Source organism: Hyphomicrobium sp., from assembly GCF_020852195.1.
Taxonomy (GTDB): Bacteria; Pseudomonadota; Alphaproteobacteria; order Rhizobiales; family Hyphomicrobiaceae; genus Hyphomicrobium_C.
Genome location: NZ_JADZBI010000174.1, coordinates 1 through 18,199, shown reverse-complemented (window position 1 = coordinate 18,199; position 18,199 = coordinate 1). Strand labels below are relative to the sequence as shown.

The following is an 18,199-nucleotide window of genomic DNA, read 5'->3' as shown; positions in this document are numbered from 1 at the left end:
GAGCCTGCCTCGCTAGATGCGCCACAACCGGCATGACCACTGAGGCTCTACCGGACAGTCGAGTTCCGGAAGCTCGCAGTACCTGCGGTGGACGAGATAGTACATGCAGGTCTCGCACGGCTGCTCGATGCCGCCGTGCTCGACCGGATAGTCGGTGAACCCGGCAATGACGAGCTTGGACTTGAGGTCGCCATCGGCGCGCCTCAGTCGCGCGATGATCTCCTGCACGCCCTCATGGGTATCGGCCCGCGGAAACACCTCCGTCTCGAGCCCCGAGGCGAGAAGAGCGGCGATCTCCTGACGTTCTTGCACATCGTTCTGCAGTTGAGCGTCTTCGGCCATGAGGCACCTCGACAGCTTGCGCGCGACTCAGATCCTCCAGAGACGGCACCACCAGTCGGGCTCCACCGGCACGGAAAGCTCCGGCAGGTCGCACCACTTGCGATGCACGAGATAGTACATGCACTCGAAGCAGCGCTGCTGCTCCGGTCCGTAGGGATGATCGACGAAGCCGCTGATGACGAGCTTGGACCTGAGATCGTCAGGAGATAGTTGCCGCAACTCGGTAAGGATTTCGCCGAACTCCTTCTCGGTTTCCGGGAAGGGCTCGGTCTGCGTCTCGAGCCCGGCCGCCATCATGTCGGCAATCCTTTGCAGGAGCGCCTCGTCCTTGCCCTTGCCGCTCATGTCACTGCTTTCTTTCCGGCGCGACCCGATGTCTCGCGCCCCCCGATCCGACTCGCTCGCAACCGGGCGGCGCAGCGAAGGGTAGCCTGTCATCAGGCTGTCCGGAAATGTGCAAGCTCCTTGCCGGACTTGGCGTCGTAAGCATGGACCGTGCACACGAGGCAGGAATCGTAAGAGCGGCAGACGTGGCCGACCTCGACCGGATCATGAGGATCCGAGATCGGTGTACCGATCAACGCCTCCTCGATCGGGCCGCGTGCGCCGTCTGATGTCCGCGGGCCGACATTCCATGTGGTCGGGGCGATGATCTGGTAGTTCTTGATCTTGCCGCCCTCGACCTCGATCCAATGGCAAAGCGCGCCGCGGATGGCCTCGGTGGCGCCCCAGCCGCGACCGTCCTTCTCGGTCGGCTTGATGTACCAGGAGTCCTTGAGCCGGAACTCGCGCAGGATGCGCTCGGCCTCGCGATAGAGCTTCACGCCCTCGTGCATACGCGCGAAGTGGCGAAGCATGACGCTCGCACCGCCCATGTTGTTGTACATGTCGAGCACGAGCGGGTCGTAGTGCTGCCAGCTCTCTCCGTGCTTGCCGCCGGCGATCAACTGGCGGGACAGCGGCCCGGCCTCGAGGCGCCCGTCCTGGGAATGCAGCACGGCCGATGCCCATGAGTACTTTCCGTCGTGGTCGACGGCGTTCTTCTGGATTGGCTTGGTCGTGCGGTCGAACGGATGGAGCGCCTGCGGTTCGTCATACCAGGCGTGCTTCAGGTCCTCGCGCGTGAAGGATTGATCCATCAGCTTGTGCGTGCCTGCGGCACCGTCGAACACGCCGCTTTTCATGATGACGGATGCGTTGCGGCTCTCGATGGTCGGCTTGTTGTACCGGTCCTCGTGCGGCAGGTAGCCCCAGGAGACATACTTATGGTGCCCACGCCCGTACTTATCGAGGCCGATATCCTTCGACATGCGCCAGAACATGCCGAGATCGGAGTTGGCGTGCTCCGGCCGCTCGTCCAGCCAGGCCAGGAAGTCGTTGTAGGAACGGATCTGCTCGTAGCGCTCGAGCGAGCAGCCGAGCCACATGGGCTCGAACCAGTTGCGGCGGAAGTGCTCGAGGATCGACCAGGCGCGCGTCACGTCGGTGAGCGTCGGGGCGCACATGACGCCGCCAGGCACCATGTAGCTCGAATGGGGCCACTGCCCGCCGAGCAGGGCATAGATCTCGACGGGACGGCCGGAGATGGTGACGCCGACCTCATAGTTCTTGCCGGTGAAAGGCGCCCACCGCTTGACGGCCTCCTCGTAGAACGGGGACTTGGAATAGTTCTTGTTCGTGTAATCGATCATGAACAGGCCGTAGTGGTGGCGCGGCAGGCTCTGGATCGACTCCACGATCTGCCCCAGGTTGCGAGCCAGGATCGCGTTGCGCGGGACCTCGGTCTTCCATGCCGTATCGAGCGCCCAGGCTGCGCATGTCAGATGCGAGGCGCCGCAGATGCCGCAGGCGCGCGGCGTGACCACGAGGCCGGCCTGCGGATCCTTGTTGCGCAGGATGATCTCGAAGCCGCGGAACAGCTCCGCATTGGTCCATGCGTTGACGACGACGCCGTCCTGGATGTCGACGCGAACGTCGAGATCGCCCTCGACGCGTCCGACGGGCGAAATATCGAGTGTTTGCACTGCTGCTGACATTGGAGGTTTCTCTCCCTAAGAGACCTGAGCTTGTTTTGGTGGGCCAGACGATCAGACGACGAAGATGTCTTCCTCGGCCCATCTCGGAGATGCCGCCTTCGCAGCCGCGGTGAGCTTGACGTAGCCCGTCTTGTCCACGCCCGTGGGCATGTCCTTCGGCACACCCATGACGGTTTGCGTCTTGAAGACGGTGCCGGGCGCAAGGTCGTAGAAGGGGAACTCGGGCTCGGTGCAGCCCATGCAGGGCATGCCGGCCCGCGTCTTCGACGACTGGCGGTTCCAGAGGATGCGGTTGCACGGCGAGTGCGTCATGGGTCCGCGGCAACCAAGGTCGTAGAACAGGCAGCCCTTGCGTTGACCGTACTCGGTCGCCGAGACCTTGTAGGCGAAGTGCATGTTCCGGGTGCAGCCGGTCTGCGTGAAGCTCGTGAAGAACGTCTTCGGCCGACCGAAATCATCGAGCGAGAGGTCGCCTCCGCAGCCCGTGGCGACGGCCACAACGATCTGGGTGATCCAATCGGGATGCGCGGGGCAGCCCGGAATGTTGATCACGGGGAGTCCTGCCTTGGACTGGTAGTCCTTGCCGAGGAAACCGCCGTGTCCGCGCTTCAGGAATTGAAGGCCGACGCTTTCGGACGGGTTAGGCGCCGTCGCCGGAATGCCGCCCCAGGTGGCGCAATCGCCGACGGCGACGGTGAACCCGGCCACGGCAGCGAGGTCGCGTACCCAGTCCTTCATCGGCCGGCCGGCAAAGCGGTTCCACTCGCCGGTGCCGTTCGGGGCGTTCACGACCGTGCCCTCGAAAACGAAGATGTCGAGTGGGATTTCGCCGCTGACCAAGCCCCGCAGCATGTGCTGCAAATTCTCGCCCAGCTCCATGCCGAGCGACGGGTGCCAGAGCACGTTGATCCCGAAGTCCGTGACGAGGTCGCAGGCGCTCGGCTCCTCCGCATTGAGGAACGACATCGTATTGCCCGAGCATGCTCCGCCCTGGAGCCACAAAAGATTGGCCATTCGTTTTCTCCCTACCCGCAAAGCTTGTGAGCGCTTTCGTTTCGTTAACGAAAGCAAGTCGCGCGCCAGTTCGCGAGAAAACGAAAAGAGGCTGCTAATTCAATATTCTATGGGCCGTGTATTTATTGACGATAAACGTACTGTTTTTACCGAAACCTGCAAAGTATCTTTGCTGTGGCAAGCGTGTTTGCAGTTTATTGCATACGCATAATTTCAGGTTTCATCCGTGCCGATTGCCGCACACCGGGCACGTCACCTCGAGCAGATATCCATACCAGATCATCTGGCAGCGGCTGCACCAATGGCCCGTCGTCTGCTCACGCGGCATGCCGAACGTCTTCGCAAATGCGCCGAAGACCTCGCCCGGCTGCATGGCAGCGCTTTGCGACGGCCTCACGCGGGAAAACGGGAAGGCAACGACGGACGCGTCCCGCTCGGGCTCGTCGTGATTGTCATCGCCGGTCACGAGGCTCCTCCTGATTGAGGCCATAGCGGCGGATCTTGTTTGCAAGCCCGACGCGCGAAAGGCCGAGCTCATCGGCGGCCTTGCTCTGGTTCCATCTGTGCCTGGCCAGTGTTTTCTCGACCAAGTGGCGCTCGAGGCTCTCGACTTGATCCTTCAGTGTTCCGCCCGTCGGCATAAAGCCGTTGCCGCGCTCGACCGGCTGGCGCTTCATGGCCGCCTGGACGGCCGGCGAAAGATGGCGCGTCGTCAGATACTCTCCATCGCCGGTCAGCACGACAAGGCGGCGGATCTCGTTCTCGAGCTCGCGGATATTACCCGGAAAATCGTAGTGGGATAGCTTCTCGACAAGGCTGGCCGACAATCCGAGGATCTTGCGGCCGGTTGCCTCGCTGTGTTTGGCCGCGAAGAATTCGGCAAGGGCGGCGATATCCTCCGTGCGTTCGCGCAGCGGCGGCACCTCAAACTCGAATCCCTTGAGCCGATAGTAGAGATCGCGCCGGAACTCCCCACGCGTGACGAGCTGCGCCAGCGGGCGGTTGGAGGCCGCGATGACGCGGACGTTCGATTGCGTGGTCTGGTCCGCCCCGAGCGGCTTGACCTCCCCTTCCTGCAGGAACCGCAGCAAGCTGACCTGGAAGGACGGCGAGACATCCGAGATCTCGTCGAGAAACACCGTCCCGCCGTCCGCGGCACGGAACAGGCCCAGCCGATCCGAAACGGCGCCCGTGAACGCGCCGCGCCGGTGGCCGAAAAGCTCCGACTGCAGAAGCTCGTCATTCATGCCGCCACAGTTCTGCACCAGAAGCGGGCTCGTCTTGCGGGACGAATTGTAGTGAATGGCGCGCGCCAGGAGCTCCTTGCCAGTCCCGGTCTCGCCCTGGATGAGAACGGGCAGATCGGTCTTCGCCGCGGTCTTTGCGAGATCGCAGAGCGTTGCCATCTTCTCGCTGACATAGACGAGCTTCTCGAAACGCTGGCTCTGCTGCAGGAAGCGCAGATCGGGCGGGACCGAGAAAGTCGATCCCTCGTCCGTCATCTTGAACTCGCGCGATATGAGACGGTGGCGCCTGGCAAGCTCCCGCGTCTCAAGCCCGCGCGCGACCAACAGGGCCGCCTGCTCGGGATCAAGCGGCTTGCGAAGATACTGATAGACCGAGGCATCTCGCAGCGCGCGGGCGGTGAGCTTCGAGTTCTTGGAAAGAACGAGGACACGTATCACGTCCGGATGGGACAGCCGCAGACCCGCCAGCAAGGCACATCCGTCGAAGTCCGGATTGCTCTCCTCCGCTATGACAAGATCAATATGAACGTCGTGCGCAAGTTGCAGGGCGTCCTGCTCGCTCGTTGCCGCGAGCGCACGGTATCCCTGCCGTTCCGACAGCAGGCCGACAAGCGCTGACCACGACGCATCAAGGCGTGCGATCACCAGAACGGTGTTGATGCGCTCCATGCAACCTAGTTTCCAATTTGCATAATCCTTTAGCAGATCCGCCGTGCCTTTGGTAGTCACGGGCGTACTCTTTTGAGGCTCAAGAAGGGATCTGGAGCTACGCCGACGGTCCGACCGCGACAGATCTCATCGGCTATCGCGACTGCCACGCCCTCTATCGCACCGATCCCGACCTGCAGACGCTGTACGCGGCTGCCCCGTGTCTGGTGACCTGGCATGACCACGAGGTCGAGAACGACTATGCGAACGAATGGTCGCAAGACGTGGCGGTCAGCTCGGACGCCGTCGGAACCTGCTCAGTCGTGGCCTGTCATTCTCGGCCGGATAGAGCGACCGCCCTTATCCCGTTGCGCTTGGCGACGCTCAGTGTGCGGCGCGCTGCGGCCCGAAACCGACCGACGTTGTAGAACCTCGGCACGCTGCCGCGATAGCGCGCGTACGCGCTACCATATGCGGTGTCCAGCCATTTCTCCTCCAGCGTGGCCATCAGCCAGAACGCCACGCTCAGAAGCGCAGACAGGGTCAGCGCCGACGCAGAATACGCCGCGATCGCAAGCGCGAGGTAGCCGGGTATCGCGGTTGCGTACTGTGGATTTCGGCTGAGGCGATAGATGCCCTGCGTCTTGAGCCCGCCTGTGCCGCCGTAGAGGTTTTTATGTCCGAGCTCGAGGCACGCCAGAACGTAGCAGATGAAGCATGCAGCTCCGATGGCAAGGGCGATGAGGCGCGGAATGGATTGAAAGAGCCCCGGAGCGCACGAGACGGCAAGCGTGATGATGGTGCTGACGTTGGCAAGCCGGAACAGCGACCAGAACGTGAGGGCTTGCCAGGACCTGTGGTCCGGGCAGGGCCAGATGGTCACCGTCCCTTGGAACCTGGAGACGCCGAGCAACACGACCAGGATCAGCGACGATGCAAGACCTGTCACGAAGACGAATTGGGATAGATAGCTCATGGTGGCGTGCCAAGGATGCAAGATGAAACGCCCCGTCTCAACCGGTCTAAACGCGAGCCACGGTCAGCTCGTTCCGGAAGCACATTGGAGCTTGTGGTCAAGCCGGGCCAAGAGGCGATATTGCGCCGATCAGGCGCTCGACTGCCGGCGGATCTCGACCCGATCGAAATTTTCCATCCTCCGCAAGCCTGGCACCGGCCGGGTATCTTCCTTGACCACGTGCAGGACCTGCAGGCCCGCGCTTTGGGCCGCCTCGAGCTCCTTCGCATTGTCGGAGAAGAAGATGATACGGCCCGGCGTCACGCCGATCTGCGCGGCGATGAGCGCATAGGAAGCAGCCTCTGTCTTTGCGCCGACGTCGGTATCGAAGTGGCCGGAGAACAGAGCACGAAGATCGCCTGCGGTGCTGTGAGCAAAGAACAGGAGCTGGGCTTGCGTTGATCCCGACGAATAGATGTAGAGAGGCAACCCGGCTGAGTTCCAGCGCTTCAACGCAGCGAGGGCGTCCGGGAAGATCGGACTCTGAAACGCGCCGGTGCTGTAACCGTCCTCCCAGATGAGCCCCTGCAGCTTTTTCAGCGGCGGGACCTTCTCGTCTCTGTCCTGCCACCGTTGCAGCGCAGCGACGGCGTCGCCTCCACCTGCGAGGCTTGATGCCTGCGCAAGGATATCCCCGACGACGGGATCCTCCCGATGGGTCTCGACAAACGCAGAAAGGCGCTCCCGCGAATAGGCGAACAGCACATCGCGAACGAAACTGATCGAGCCCAGCGTCCCCTCGATGTCGAGCAACACGGCTTCGCCTTCGAGGCTCAGCGGCCGCGGTTTGGCATGCCTGCGTTTCGATGCGGCCAGCGCCATTACGCGGCTTCGTAGTTGGGGACGCCGTCCGCGATGCTGTCTCCGGTATAGTGGGCAACCCAACCCTTCGGATCGTTGAAGAGACGGATCACGGTGAAGTTGCCTTCATTGCCGCCGTCGAACCAGTGCTTGGTGCCCTGCGGGACGGACAGCAGATCGTCGGCCGTGCCCACCACCTGGTAGACCTTTTCGCCAACGTGAAGGTAGAACGCGCCGCTTCCCTCGACGAAGAAGCGCACCTCGTCCTCGTCATGCGTATGCTCGCTCAGAAACTTCTGGCGCAGCGCGGGCCAATTCGGATTGCCGGGGCGGACGTGAATGACGTCGGCGTTGATATAGCCTCGCTCGGACTTCAAGCGGTCGAGCTGCGGCTTGTAGGCCTCAAGAATCTCTTCGGAGGTCGCCTCTGCCGAAAGAGGCGTTGCCGCTTTCCATCGCTCGATGCTTGCGCCCGTCGGCGCGATCTCGCGAGCGATCACGTCGAAGTCGGTCGTGTCGAGCAGGATAGTGCTGGGGGCTTTCGCGGAATAGACAATGAGCTGGGTCATGGCTGGTAACTCCTGAGTGCGAGCATCTGACTGAAAAGGACTTCGAGAGCTTCGAGGTGCCGGGCGGCTTCGTCTGCGCTTCGGCCCCAGGCATAGAGCCCGTGACCGGCAAGGAGATAGCCTGGCGCGCGGTGGCATCCCTTGGGCGCGGGTCGCGCCAATCGCCGCGCCACTCGTTCCGAAAGGGCCGCGACATGCTGGTCGTTGGCGAACACGGGAACGTCCACCGTCGCTTCGTGCGTCGTCACTCCCGCCAGCGCCTTCTGGAGCTCCCAGCCGCGGATCCGCACCGATCTTCTGGCAGCATGGGCTTGTCCGATGACCGTTGAGGCAGGACCGTGCGTATGAAAGACGGCGTGGATATCAGGATCATACTGATAGCGGCGCACGTGCAGGGCTGCCTCAGCCGATGAGCCGGCAAGCAGCGGACCGTCGAGCTCCTGAATAAGGACGTCGGCGCGCGTGAGTGCGCCTTTGTCGACACCGCTCCGCGTGATCGCGATTCGCGATCCGTCAACTCTGACGGAAAAATTTCCCGATGTGGCCGGCACCCAATGACGGCAGGACGCTGCACGCCCCGCCGCGATCACCGCGTCCACGGCAGCCTCAACGGGATCGGTCTTCTTGATAGCCAATGCCACTGTCATGACGACAATGGTTCACTGCGTTTGTGATAGTTCGATGAAGGTCGGGGGCGCTGGCCGCATCAGTTAGAGGAAATCGCGTGGCTACCCACACAGCCTTGCACAAGAAAGCAGACATCCATGCGTTAAGCTCGCCGAAAGACGGCAGGCGTTATCGCTGCATTGGTGCGGCGATGCGGAGAGGCTAGCCCCGCCGCGCCGCCTTTATTGCAGCGACGTCGATCTTGCGCATGGTCATCATCGCAGCAAACGCGCGCTTTGCCTCATCGCCGCCCACGGCCAGCGCCTCGGTCAGCACGCGTGGCGTGATCTGCCAGGAGATGCCCCACTTGTCCTTGCACCAGCCGCACGCGCTCTCCTGGCCGCCATTGCCGACAATGGCGTTCCAGTAACGGTCGGTCTCTTCCTGATCGTCGGTGGCGATCTGGAACGAGAAGGCTTCGTTGTGCTTGAAAGCCGGCCCGCCGTTGAGGCCGAGACATGGGATCCTGGCGACCGAGAACTCCACCGTCAGCACGTCGCCCTCCTTGCCGGACGGGTAGTCACCGGGTGCACGATGGACGGCGCCGACCGCACTGTCGGGAAAGGTCTCGGCATAGAAGCGGGCAGCAGCCTCGGCGTCCTTGTCGTACCAAAGGCAGATCGTGTTCTTGGCCATTGCTTGTCCTTTCACTCAGGTGCCGATCGGCTGGATCAAGAGGGATCCCGTGCAACAAGGACGTAGCAGCCGAAGCCTATCCGACATGCCCCATCATTTTTTCGGTGTTCGTTCGATTCCTGGTGCGCGTACCAGGCGCTCGTCACGCGTTTGCGATGGCATGCGCGACTTGGTCTGACCGATTGCCGTTTCAGCCGCACAGGGGCAGTGCGTCGATCAGGAGGAGCCATGCCGCGGCGCGATACCCGTTCCATGCGGCGATCAGCAGACCGGACGCCAAGGCGAAGGCCACAACGACCGCGACCCAGCGAGCCTCCCCGTTCATGCCGCCACCTGCCATTCGACCGGTCGTTCTTTGATTGGCCAGTTCACCAGCGCCGCAAGGAGGCTCAGTCCGATGGCAAAGCCCCAAACGACGTCGTAGTTTCCGAACCTGTCATATACCGCACCGCCAAGCCAGCTTCCCAGAAATGATCCGATCTGATGGGCGAGAAAGACGATTCCTCCCAGCATCGACATGTTCGTGACCCCGAACATTGACGCGACGACACCGTTCGTCAGCGGAACCGTGGAGAGCCAGAAGAGACCCATGAACATCGCAAACGCATATGCGGAAGCCGGTGATGTGGGCAGCAGGACAAAGGCCGCGATCGCCATAGCACGCCCGAGATAAAGGAACGACAGGACCTGGGGCTTGGGGAATCTCCCGCCCAGCCAACCCGCGGCGAGCGAGCCAAAAATGTTGAAAAGGCCGATCAAGGCGAGGACGGTCGAGCCGACGGCCGCACTCAGGCCAACGTCAAGCAGGTAGGCAGGAACATGGGTCGCAATGAAGGCAACATGAAATCCGCATACGAAGAACCCGAAGGACAGTAGCTGAAAGCCTCTGTCCCCGAGTGCCAGTCTGGCGGCATCTCCCGCCTGGAGGCCCGAACTAGCGACTTGGCCCTTGCGGTCTTCATGCAGGGCGAAGGAAAGCGGCAGGATCACGGCGGAGAGCGCCGAAAGCAGCAAGAGCGCGTTCGCCCAGCCGACGCCGTCGATCAGTGCAAGAGTTCCGGGAAGCAGGACAAACTGGCCGAACGACCCGACCGACATGGCGATCCCGAAGGCCATGCTGCGCTTCTCGGGCGGCATGGAGCGGCTGATCGCTCCGAAGACCACCGGCATAGTTGTCCCCGACAGCCCCAGACCAACTAGGATGCCTGCCGCGATCACGAACATCGGAACGGATTCCGCCACCGACATCAGACTCACGCCTAATGTAAACAGCACTCCACCCACGAGGATAACCGGCCCCGCGCCCCGGCGATCTGCCGCGAGCCCTGCAAAGGGTTGAGCAATGCCCCAGACGAGGTTCTGCAGCGCGATAGCGAAGGCGAAGACCTCTCTGCCCCAATCCTGTTCAAGAATGATCGGTTGAAGGAAAAGGCCGAAGGCATGACGAACCCCGAGCGACACGGAGATGATCATCGCGCCGCAGATCAGAATGGCCTTTGCCCTGGACGACAAACTCATGCTGCAACCTCCTTGCGGGCATATACCCGCTAAACGGGATAAAGGCTGCTCCGCAGCCCTTTCACAGGGGCTCAGTTCTCGACGGCTTTGGTGAGGGTCCGAAGATACTGCCTGGCTTGTGCCGGGACGGCTGCTGCCACCTTGGTCTGCGCTTTCGTCCATAGAGGGCGCGCAACCTTAAGGGCATGTCGCGCCTGGGGTTTCAGTTCCACGATGCGGGTCCGCTCGTCAATACCGGGACGAATCACAACGAACCCAGCCTTTTCGAGGACACGCAGGTTGCGGCCGAGTGTGGAACGATCAAGTCCGGTGGACTCGGCCAACAGGGTCAAGGACGGCTTCTCCAGGCGTTCGATGGCACGAAGCAGAGAATATTGCGTCACTCTCAAGCCGGAGGGAGCCAGCGCGATGTCGTAGAACTCCGTCAGGGCGCGGGCCGACCGGCGCACCAGCGTGCAATAGCACTCCACTTCCAACATCGCAGCAATCTCCAGACATGATAATGTGGGTATATACCCTATTCTTGCCTCGATCAACTCTGCGCACTGGCGGGTGATCGAAACCGTCGATGACGCGGTCGAGCAGATCCGGCCCTGGCTGCCGGTGCGCCATGGACGGCTGCGCTGCCGTTCCCGGCGGATCGATCGAGTGCATGCTTCTTGTGTTGGGACGCGTCGTTGCTGAGGAGGACGGCACGTGCTCGTCGTAAGCAAGCCGGGCGTTGGCGATATGCTGGCCCAGGCCCTTTACTTCTTCCCCTCATGTACGACGCGCTCGCCGTCATACAGGACGTACCCGCTTAGGGCCGCACGAGCGGCAAGCGTGTCGTAGATATCGGTGGCGATCCGGATCGCTTCCGCGTCGTCCGATGCCTGGATATTGCGGCGCTCCCGAAGCCGGTCATCAGGGGCCCCGAAGACTTCCATCCTGTAGATCGGCACGCGTGCCTCCATCACCTACGGACGGCTGCTCAATAAAGCTGGACCCCAAAAAACGAGACGCGGCCGATTTCCCACCGGCATCGCAGTCACCTGCGGCTTGGCCGCTACCAGCATCAGCTAGGCGTGTTGCGCACCACGCCGTCTTGGATCACGCGGAACAACTGCATTTGGAACACCATCAGCCGCATCTCGGCCACCCCCATGCGCGGCAGCGCCGAGCAGCGGGGGTTCGGTCTTAACGCACCGATGCTCTCCGGAGACTTGCCGATAATCTCGAGCGTGCCATCAGCGCCGTGCGTCTTCATCAACTCATCAATCCTCGCTACCGCAGCCGCGCCATCCTCGAACACCTGGTCGCAGGCGAGCGACAGGCCCACTGTGAGGCAACTGCGCAAGCCCACCTGAAAGTCACGGCGGGACACATCTGCGCACGTCACAACCCGCACCCCCGTGATACCCATTGCACCTCCCAAACTCATTCAACGACTGCGGCCAACCCCCTCGCAACGTCCGGCGCCTGACGTGGACTCCTTAGAACCTCGCCCGCCATCGCGTTCTGAAATCGCGCTGGCTTCGGCAGAAACCAGCGAGGCGTTGGGGGCTGAAAGATCGAACTTTTTCTTACCTCTAGACACTCGGACGCGTGCTGGGGGCGATCGAAACCGAAACTGCAAAATCCCGCATCATTCAAACGGACGACAAGGAGCTAAAGACACAACAATCACCAGCAGGCGTTGCTCTCCGACAACGCACAATCCGCCAATCGCGATGCATGGGGCGGACACTGCCTACTGATTTACTTAGGGGTGCCGGCGTACGCGCCGTGACCATCTTGCTTCCCCAATCGGGCTGCATGGTTCGATTCGGTCCGTGTCACCGCGCCAGCTCTAAACCTTTCGAGGAGGGACGCCTCATGAAAATCTCGTCGCTCATCTGTGCTGCGCTGACGGCTCTTGTTGCGTCGGTCGGGTTGTCCGCCGCCAGCCATGCCGACAGCGGGAGCGTGACGCTTACGATTTACAAGGCAGGGTGGTTCATCGGCGGCTCCGGCGGCAGCGGGACCCTCCACTTCCGCGGCAGGCGCTATGCGCTATCGACCGGCGGACTGGACTACGGTCTCGTCTTCGGTGGCTCAAAGACCGTGCTACGCGGGAGAGTGCGCAACATCTACCGGCCTTCGGACGTCGCCGGCGTGTACGGCGCGGCGGGTGCGGGGCTCGCGGTGGGAACCGGCACCCGCGCAATCGTGCTGACCAACCAGAAGGGCGCCGTGCTCGAGCTGACAGGCCGGCAGGTCGGCCTGATGGCAAACGCGGACCTGAGCGGACTGGCGATTACATTGAAATAGCCAGCGGCCGCGTCGGAAGCGCTCAAAACCACATGTCGGCGATACATTTGCCGTCGCGCGGAAGATCGTCGAAGGTGTCGAGACCATCGAAGTGGTCGATCACGATGTGGGCCACGGCATGAGGCTCGGCCAGCCGCAGGTTTACGGCAATGCGGCGCCGGCCGTCGTCGGTCAGTCCCAGGCCACGCCAGCAGGCAACGCTGCCGCAGGTCGGGCAGAAGTGGATCTCGAGCGCTGGCTTGGCTTTCTCTTTTCGGGTGTAAACGGTGCTCTGGCCCGACAGCTTGATCCTCTCGTTCTCGTAGTCGTAGGCCCACAGGGCTCCATAGCGGCGGCACAGCGTGCAGCTGCAGGCGGTGGCGGATTCCGGCTCGCCATCGAAGGTCCAGGTGAGCGCTCCACAGTGACATGTGCCTTCGAGCATCGAGCAGTTTCCGCTGGTTTGCGAGTTCGGGGCTGGCAAGGGGCCGCGCTGCCGCCTCGGTATACTGACAATCCTATCTCGGTTTTTTGCGCGTCTTTTGGCATGATCTCATGCGATTGTTCCGAGACCATGACCGTCTGCTGAAATCGCAACGCAATTCACTTGATCTCGCAAGGGTTCGCATGGCTAGTGATTTGAGTTTTCCAAGCGCGCTCCTCGATCTCGTCGGGGAGATCTACGACAGTGCCATCGAGCCTGCAAAATGGACGGGGGCTCTCGAGCGCCTTGCCGCTACGGTCAACGGGTGCTGCGCGGTGGTCACGGTAAACCCTCTCGACAAGGGCGCGTTCAGGCTCAAGGCACAGTGGAACGTCAATCCGGACCACGAAGACGCCTTGCGGGAAAACTTTTCAGCCAACCCGATACTACCGTCTGCCTGGTACTACGGCGTCGACGAGCCGTTTACGGCTTACGCCTTTGGCGGCCCGGAATACCAGCACGGCGACTGGTACAAGACCGTTCAGTCCGCCTATGGCTACGGCGACTCCGCACTCGCCTTTCTGGCCAAGTCCAAGGAGCGGTTCGGCTCCCTCGCGATCCTGCGGGAGGAACACCTCGGGGGGTTCTCCGCCGCCGACGTGGACGTCCTGCGCCTGCTCGTGCCGCACGTCAGGCGCGCGGCGATGATCGCCGATCTTCTCGAAGTACGCGCACTGGAAAGCGACACGCTCTCGGCGACGCTCGATCATATGCGTGCGGGCATCATCCTGACGGATGGCACGGGGCGCATCGCGCACGCCAACGCAGCTGCACAGCATCACCTCGAGGCGGCAACGGCTTTGCGGCGGGATGGCGACATGCTCTCCGCGCGCGCGCCCGAGGCGGCACGGGACCTCGCGCGCGCCATCCAATCGGCCGCGAGCGGGACGACCGTTGATATTCCCAGCGGCGGCTTCGTGATCCCGATAGGCGATGCCCGCGGATCCGATCTCGCAGCCTGGGTGCTGCCGCTCGACAGCGGACTCCGACGCGATCTCGGCGGCAGCTTCGAGGCACGCGTCGCGGTGTTCGTGCGCGCACTCGGCGACACGTCTCCGTTTCCAGCCGAGCTTTTCGTTCGCCGCTACGGCATCACGCCTGCCGAGGCCCGCGTCATGATGTTGGTCACCCAGGGCATGACACTCGCCGAGACCGCAGCGTCCCTCGGCATTTCACTTCCGACAGCCAAGACTCACCTAGCGCGCCTTTTCGAGAAGACCGGAACCCGGCGTCAGGCAGAGCTGGTGCGTCTTGCCATGAGCGTGCTTTCTCCTGCCGCGTGAGAAAACACGTGGACCGCAATGGATCAAGCGAGGTGCGGAGCCGGTACCGCTAGATAAATCCTATCCAACGGCCGGCCACAAGAACCGAGAGCCAGAGGATCGCGGACACGGCCGCGAGAATGCGAACGCTCAGATGGATGGCTTGTCCGTCAAGGGCTGCACGGAAGTGCCGGCCATAGTGCTGCAGGCCGATGTTGGCGAGAGCCAACGCGAGCAGAACGAGCTTGCTGAGAAAGGCCGCGTTCGTGACATAGTCCTTTGGCTGGACTGTGAACAGCCAAAGTCCAGTCAACAGCGCGAGCGCCAAGCCCGTCGAAGCGACGCGCAGAAGAAACGGCCCAACCACCGCAATGGGGAACGATCTCAGCACTCCGACTAGGCGCAGGTCGAGTGGCAGAATGGCGCCGAGCAGCAGACCGATGCCCAGGATATGGGCCGCGTTCACAAACAAATACGCGGTGCCAGATCCCTGAAGCCAGACGGCTCCCGGCCAGGCGGCCAGCCAATCGAGCACCTGCATAGCCGACAACGGAGCCTACTTGGCGCGAATGCGATCGGGATACATATCGTAGTTGATGCCGCCGATCGTAATGCGCACGGCTTTCATGTGCTTCTTTGTCTCGTCGCGGTGCCTGTTGCCGAGCACGGTGACGGCATCGCCAGGCTTCGCAGATTCACCCGTGAACCCGGAACGGGCGGTCTGTCCGGGATTGCCGAGGTCCACCTGCCACACCGTGCCGTCGAGATCCGCGACGCGAAGCGTCGGATGCGGGGGCGCCATCGAGATCTCCTGGATCGTACCTGTAAGCTCGGTTTGCTCGTCGACGGCCCAGGACCATCCATGATGCGCGACGGCCGGCGCCGTCGACAGGAGCGCGACCGCGGCGACCAGGAGGCCGGCGAGGCCATAAAAACCCTTCCGCTTGCTCGTGTTCTTCATTGCTTGCCTCCTTGTGCCCATTGCCCGCGAGGCGATCCAAGCTCATCGTTCGCCTCCGCCTGAACCTCCTACTTAGGATCGCCGCGCTCAATGCAAAAGCCGCCGGCGCCGTCGGTCAGCGCGCAGCCTCCGACGGGCCGGCCGTTTGCCGTCCGGCCGTCCACACTTCGACGATGCGCTGGCTGGCCGCAATGTCAGCCAAAGGATCGCCCTCGAGAACGAGCAGATCGGCGCGCTTGCCGGCTTCCAGTGTTCCGCGATCGGAGAGCTCCAGAAGCTTCGCGGTATTGGCCGTGGCGACGATCAGCGCGTCAGCGGGCGTGAGCCCGGCCTCGACCATGAGCGCCAGCTCCCGATGCTCGGCCACGCCGGCGACGCGCAGGGGCGTCGCGCCGCTGTCCGTGCCGAACCCGATCCTCACTCCGGCATCGTGAAGCGTCTTGAGATTGCGCAGGTTCATCGCCAGAGACCGGCGCGCCGCTGCCGTGCGGGGCTCGGCAAGCACCTTTTCCCTCCACGCTGCATCATCGGTCCGCTCGACCACGGCGGGCGAGAGGGCTGCCTGGGTGAACGGCGTCAGCGTCCACGGTGCCTGATCGGCCCACGCAAACGTCGCGTCGTCGAGTGCGAGCGTCGCGACATACCAGACGCCCTTCTCCTTCATCTTGGCGATCAGCTCCGGTGGGACGGGCTTGTCGCGGATGCCGTGGGCGATGATGTCGGCCCCTGCATCGATGATCGCCTCGGCATCGACGAGGTCGTGGACGTGCGCTGCGACCCGCAGTCCATGGCGATGGGATTGGTCGATGACCGCCCGATAGACCTCCGGCGCCATCTTCACAGGAAGCAGCCCGCCGAAGTTGTCGAGCCATATCTTGACGAGATCGGTTTTCGCCGCGGCCATCCTGTCCACGGCCTGGCGCGCCTCCTCGGCCGTCGCGGGGCGGAAGAGCTGGTCGGGGCCGACCTTCATCATCGCCTGGGGCGGCGCGCCGTTCGGAACGCCGATGCCTTGCGAGACGCCAAAGAGATCGGCGCCGTCCAACTTCCCGGCGTGGGCATCGGCGCGCACGCCCTGAAACAACGGCCCATTGTTGCCGAGCGCAACCACGGTGGTGACGCCGTAGCGTCCGAACTGCGCGAGCTCGGCGGTGATGATCTCGCGGGTATAGTTCTTGGCACCCATCTCGACGCCGCCGACCTGGCCGACGTGGCTGTGAGCGGTGATGAGGCCCGGGATGACAGTCCGCCCCGCGTGCGCAATGCGGCGCGCCCCGTCGGGCACCGCCACGTTACGCCCCGCGCCGACGATACGGCCATCGGATATGACGATCGTCGCATCCTCGACAGGCGCCCCGCCGCGCCCGTCGATCAGGCGGATGCCGGTGAGTGCCACGGTCTCAGCGGCCGCAGGCGCGCCGGCAAGAACCATGAGTGCAGAAGCGAGCAGTCTCATCCTCCACCTCGCAGGACATGTCCTCAACGGAAATGACGCGGCATCTTACGCACCCGTATGCCCAGACGCCATCATCGAGCGAGACCGGCAGCGTGCGGAGGCTCAACATCCGTTAAGAAAAGAGGGAGCGGCTCGCGTTGGAGGAAGGGAATTTGCGAGCCGCTCCGCAGTTGTCCTCGGGGAGAGGATTCGGATTGGATAACGTCACAGAACGTGTCGCGGACGGGGTTCCGCTCAACTCAAGTTAGATCGCTGCGCGGTGTCGAATGCGCGCTCCCGCGGTGGCAACGCGCATCATCCCCGCACTACCATTTCCCGAGCGACTTCAGATAGGCGACGAGCTCCCAGATCTCCTCGTGGGAGAACACGTCGCCCCAGGGCGGCATCGGGGTGGCGCCTTTTCCGCCGTCGCGGATGGTGTTGTAGACGTACTCCTCCGTCAGTCCCGTGCGATCCACGAACAGGGTCGGGTTCTGGCCGTGGCAGTACGCGGCGCACGTGGAATTGAAGGTGCTCTCGCCGGATTTGATCTTCTTCGGGTCCGAGAGATCGAACGGCGGCGTTCCTGCAATCTTCGTCGGCGGGGCTTCCGCTTCATCGCTGCGCGGAACTCCGCCGGCTTTCGCAAGGTCCGGAAGAGCTAGAAACGTGGCAGCGACCACCGCCAATGCCATGACGGCCACTCGTGAACGTTGCGTGTCGTGCTGATTCATATCACCGTCGATCCGTTTGCATGCACGCGGTATCGGCGATCGGAGACCGCCTGTAGGGGACGTTTGGCCCGCCCCATCGAGCGGGGCGGGCCAAACGCGTCTTAGTTGTAGCTAGTTCACCTGGACCGCGACAAGCTCCGAGGGCGTGCCGGCGCCGCCCACAGGGGCGATGACGAACTGCTTGCCGTCGACGGTGTAGGACATCAGGGCCCCGAAGACGCCGAGCGGCAGCTCGATCTCGCCAAGGAGATTGCCGGTCTTGGCGTCGTACGCGTAAAGCGCCGACTCGTCCTGCTTCTCCTTGTTCTGCGCGATCAGCGCATTGCCGCGCGTGTTCAGGCCGAGCACGTCATAGGCACCGTTGGGAGCCGTAAACACGATGTCGTCCGTGATCACGATGAAGCTCTGGTGCGTCGCACCCACGGCATCAAGCCCGGCCGCCTTGACGGCGGGGTGGTTGATAGGGCCCTTTCCGGCGGGAACACGCCACTTGTGCTCGCCGGTGTTCATGTCGATGGCCGTGATGGTCGAGAACGGCGGCTTGAACAGCGGCAGGCCGTCCG

General features: G+C 62.9%; 24 protein-coding genes and 1 pseudogene. 3 read left to right on the top strand and 22 right to left on the bottom strand.

From position 1 onward, the window contains the following. Positions 1-12 precede the first annotated feature (12 nt). The 6 genes from IT540_RS14955 to IT540_RS14930 all read right to left on the bottom strand — a co-directional run bounded on the left by IT540_RS14955 (position 13) and on the right by IT540_RS14930 (position 5,308). Positions 13-342, bottom strand: a complete 330-nt coding sequence (locus tag IT540_RS14955; RefSeq protein ID WP_291179539.1) for a hypothetical protein — start codon at positions 340-342, stop codon at positions 13-15. A gap of 27 nt (positions 343-369) precedes the next feature. After that, on the bottom strand, positions 370-687 hold the full coding sequence (locus tag IT540_RS14950) for a hypothetical protein (protein ID WP_291179537.1): 318 nt from the start codon (positions 685-687) through the stop codon (positions 370-372). 92 nt (positions 688-779) lie between these two features. After that, positions 780-2,378, bottom strand: coding sequence for a nickel-dependent hydrogenase large subunit (locus tag IT540_RS14945; protein WP_291179533.1), 1,599 nt, complete (start codon positions 2,376-2,378; stop codon positions 780-782). A 51-nt stretch (positions 2,379-2,429) separates the two neighbouring features. Then, the gene (locus IT540_RS14940) at positions 2,430-3,392 is read right to left on the bottom strand and encodes a hydrogenase (RefSeq protein WP_291179531.1); all 963 of its coding nucleotides are present in this window, start codon (positions 3,390-3,392) and stop codon (positions 2,430-2,432) included. Positions 3,393-3,612: 220 nt separating this feature from the next. Beyond that, complete coding sequence (locus tag IT540_RS14935; protein WP_291179528.1) at positions 3,613-3,858, bottom strand: hypothetical protein; 246 nt, start codon at positions 3,856-3,858, stop codon at positions 3,613-3,615. Beyond that, a complete protein-coding gene (locus IT540_RS14930) occupies positions 3,845-5,308 on the bottom strand; it encodes a sigma-54 dependent transcriptional regulator (protein WP_291179525.1) in 1,464 nt (487 codons plus the stop codon). Before IT540_RS14930 ends, IT540_RS14935 begins: the two co-directional genes overlap by 14 nt. Positions 5,309-5,397: 89 nt before the next feature. Here IT540_RS14930 and IT540_RS20845 point away from each other — a divergent pair, with 89 nt between their 5' ends. After that, positions 5,398-5,715 (top strand): alkaline phosphatase D family protein, encoded by a 318-nt coding sequence (locus IT540_RS20845; protein WP_366030001.1) that lies wholly within the window; start codon positions 5,398-5,400, stop codon positions 5,713-5,715. Here the strand turns inward: IT540_RS20845 and IT540_RS14925 are convergent. From IT540_RS14925 to IT540_RS14880, 10 genes are all read right to left on the bottom strand, one after another. Then, positions 5,619-6,263 carry a methyltransferase gene (locus IT540_RS14925; RefSeq protein ID WP_291179522.1) on the bottom strand — a complete coding sequence of 215 codons (645 nt, stop codon included), beginning with the start codon at positions 6,261-6,263 and terminating at the stop codon, positions 5,619-5,621. The two genes, IT540_RS20845 and IT540_RS14925, sit on opposite strands and share 97 nt — an antisense overlap. Positions 6,264-6,392: 129 nt before the next feature. After that, complete coding sequence (gene mtnC / locus IT540_RS14920; RefSeq protein WP_291179519.1) at positions 6,393-7,124, bottom strand: acireductone synthase; 732 nt, start codon at positions 7,122-7,124, stop codon at positions 6,393-6,395. After that, on the bottom strand, positions 7,124-7,672 hold the full coding sequence (locus tag IT540_RS14915; RefSeq protein WP_291179517.1) for an acireductone dioxygenase: 549 nt from the start codon (positions 7,670-7,672) through the stop codon (positions 7,124-7,126). Before IT540_RS14915 ends, mtnC begins: the two co-directional genes overlap by 1 nt. Next, positions 7,669-8,319 carry a methylthioribulose 1-phosphate dehydratase gene (gene mtnB, locus IT540_RS14910; protein ID WP_291179515.1) on the bottom strand — a complete coding sequence of 217 codons (651 nt, stop codon included), beginning with the start codon at positions 8,317-8,319 and terminating at the stop codon, positions 7,669-7,671. The genes IT540_RS14915 and mtnB overlap by 4 nt, the downstream gene beginning before the upstream one ends. Positions 8,320-8,500: 181 nt before the next feature. Beyond that, positions 8,501-8,974, bottom strand: a complete 474-nt coding sequence (locus IT540_RS14905; RefSeq protein WP_291179512.1) for a VOC family protein — start codon at positions 8,972-8,974, stop codon at positions 8,501-8,503. A 190-nt stretch (positions 8,975-9,164) separates the two neighbouring features. Then, positions 9,165-9,299, bottom strand: a complete 135-nt coding sequence (locus IT540_RS14900) for a hypothetical protein (protein WP_291179509.1) — start codon at positions 9,297-9,299, stop codon at positions 9,165-9,167. After that, on the bottom strand, positions 9,296-10,492 hold the full coding sequence (locus IT540_RS14895; protein ID WP_291179506.1) for an MFS transporter: 1,197 nt from the start codon (positions 10,490-10,492) through the stop codon (positions 9,296-9,298). The genes IT540_RS14900 and IT540_RS14895 overlap by 4 nt, the downstream gene beginning before the upstream one ends. A 71-nt stretch (positions 10,493-10,563) precedes the next feature. Continuing rightward, positions 10,564-10,971, bottom strand: a complete 408-nt coding sequence (locus IT540_RS14890) for a MarR family transcriptional regulator (RefSeq protein WP_291179503.1) — start codon at positions 10,969-10,971, stop codon at positions 10,564-10,566. A 267-nt stretch (positions 10,972-11,238) separates the two neighbouring features. Next, positions 11,239-11,433: a hypothetical protein gene (locus tag IT540_RS14885; RefSeq protein WP_291179500.1), complete on the bottom strand. Its 195-nt coding sequence runs from the start codon at positions 11,431-11,433 to the stop codon at positions 11,239-11,241. Between the two features lie 113 nt (positions 11,434-11,546). Next, positions 11,547-11,894, bottom strand: coding sequence for a hypothetical protein (locus IT540_RS14880; RefSeq protein ID WP_291179497.1), 348 nt, complete (start codon positions 11,892-11,894; stop codon positions 11,547-11,549). A 452-nt stretch (positions 11,895-12,346) separates the two neighbouring features. On the opposite strand from IT540_RS14880, the gene IT540_RS14875 reads away from it, so the two are divergent. Beyond that, the gene (locus tag IT540_RS14875; RefSeq protein ID WP_291179493.1) at positions 12,347-12,781 is read left to right on the top strand and encodes a hypothetical protein; all 435 of its coding nucleotides are present in this window, start codon (positions 12,347-12,349) and stop codon (positions 12,779-12,781) included. 22 nt (positions 12,782-12,803) lie between these two features. Here the strand turns inward: IT540_RS14875 and IT540_RS14870 are convergent, their stop codons facing one another. Then, the gene (locus tag IT540_RS14870; RefSeq protein ID WP_291179491.1) at positions 12,804-13,205 is read right to left on the bottom strand and encodes a GFA family protein; all 402 of its coding nucleotides are present in this window, start codon (positions 13,203-13,205) and stop codon (positions 12,804-12,806) included. A gap of 182 nt (positions 13,206-13,387) precedes the next feature. Here IT540_RS14870 and IT540_RS14865 point away from each other — a divergent pair, with 182 nt between their 5' ends. After that, complete coding sequence (locus tag IT540_RS14865; protein WP_291179486.1) at positions 13,388-14,527, top strand: LuxR C-terminal-related transcriptional regulator; 1,140 nt, start codon at positions 13,388-13,390, stop codon at positions 14,525-14,527. 49 nt (positions 14,528-14,576) lie between these two features. Here the strand turns inward: IT540_RS14865 and IT540_RS14860 are convergent, their stop codons facing one another. The 5 genes and pseudogenes from IT540_RS14860 to IT540_RS14840 all read right to left on the bottom strand — a co-directional run. Beyond that, complete coding sequence (locus tag IT540_RS14860) at positions 14,577-15,047, bottom strand: DUF6644 family protein (RefSeq protein ID WP_291179483.1); 471 nt, start codon at positions 15,045-15,047, stop codon at positions 14,577-14,579. Positions 15,048-15,062: 15 nt separating this feature from the next. Continuing rightward, complete coding sequence (locus IT540_RS14855) at positions 15,063-15,467, bottom strand: DUF6152 family protein (protein WP_291179480.1); 405 nt, start codon at positions 15,465-15,467, stop codon at positions 15,063-15,065. Between the two features lie 115 nt (positions 15,468-15,582). Next, entirely contained in the window at positions 15,583-16,923 is a 1,341-nt protein-coding gene (locus IT540_RS14850; protein ID WP_291179477.1) for an amidohydrolase family protein, read from the bottom strand. Between the two features lie 305 nt (positions 16,924-17,228). Beyond that, complete coding sequence (locus tag IT540_RS14845; protein ID WP_291179474.1) at positions 17,229-17,636, bottom strand: cytochrome c; 408 nt, start codon at positions 17,634-17,636, stop codon at positions 17,229-17,231. 111 nt (positions 17,637-17,747) lie between these two features. Continuing rightward, a pseudogene (locus IT540_RS14840) lies at positions 17,748-18,199 on the bottom strand (hypothetical protein); the annotation flags it as partial.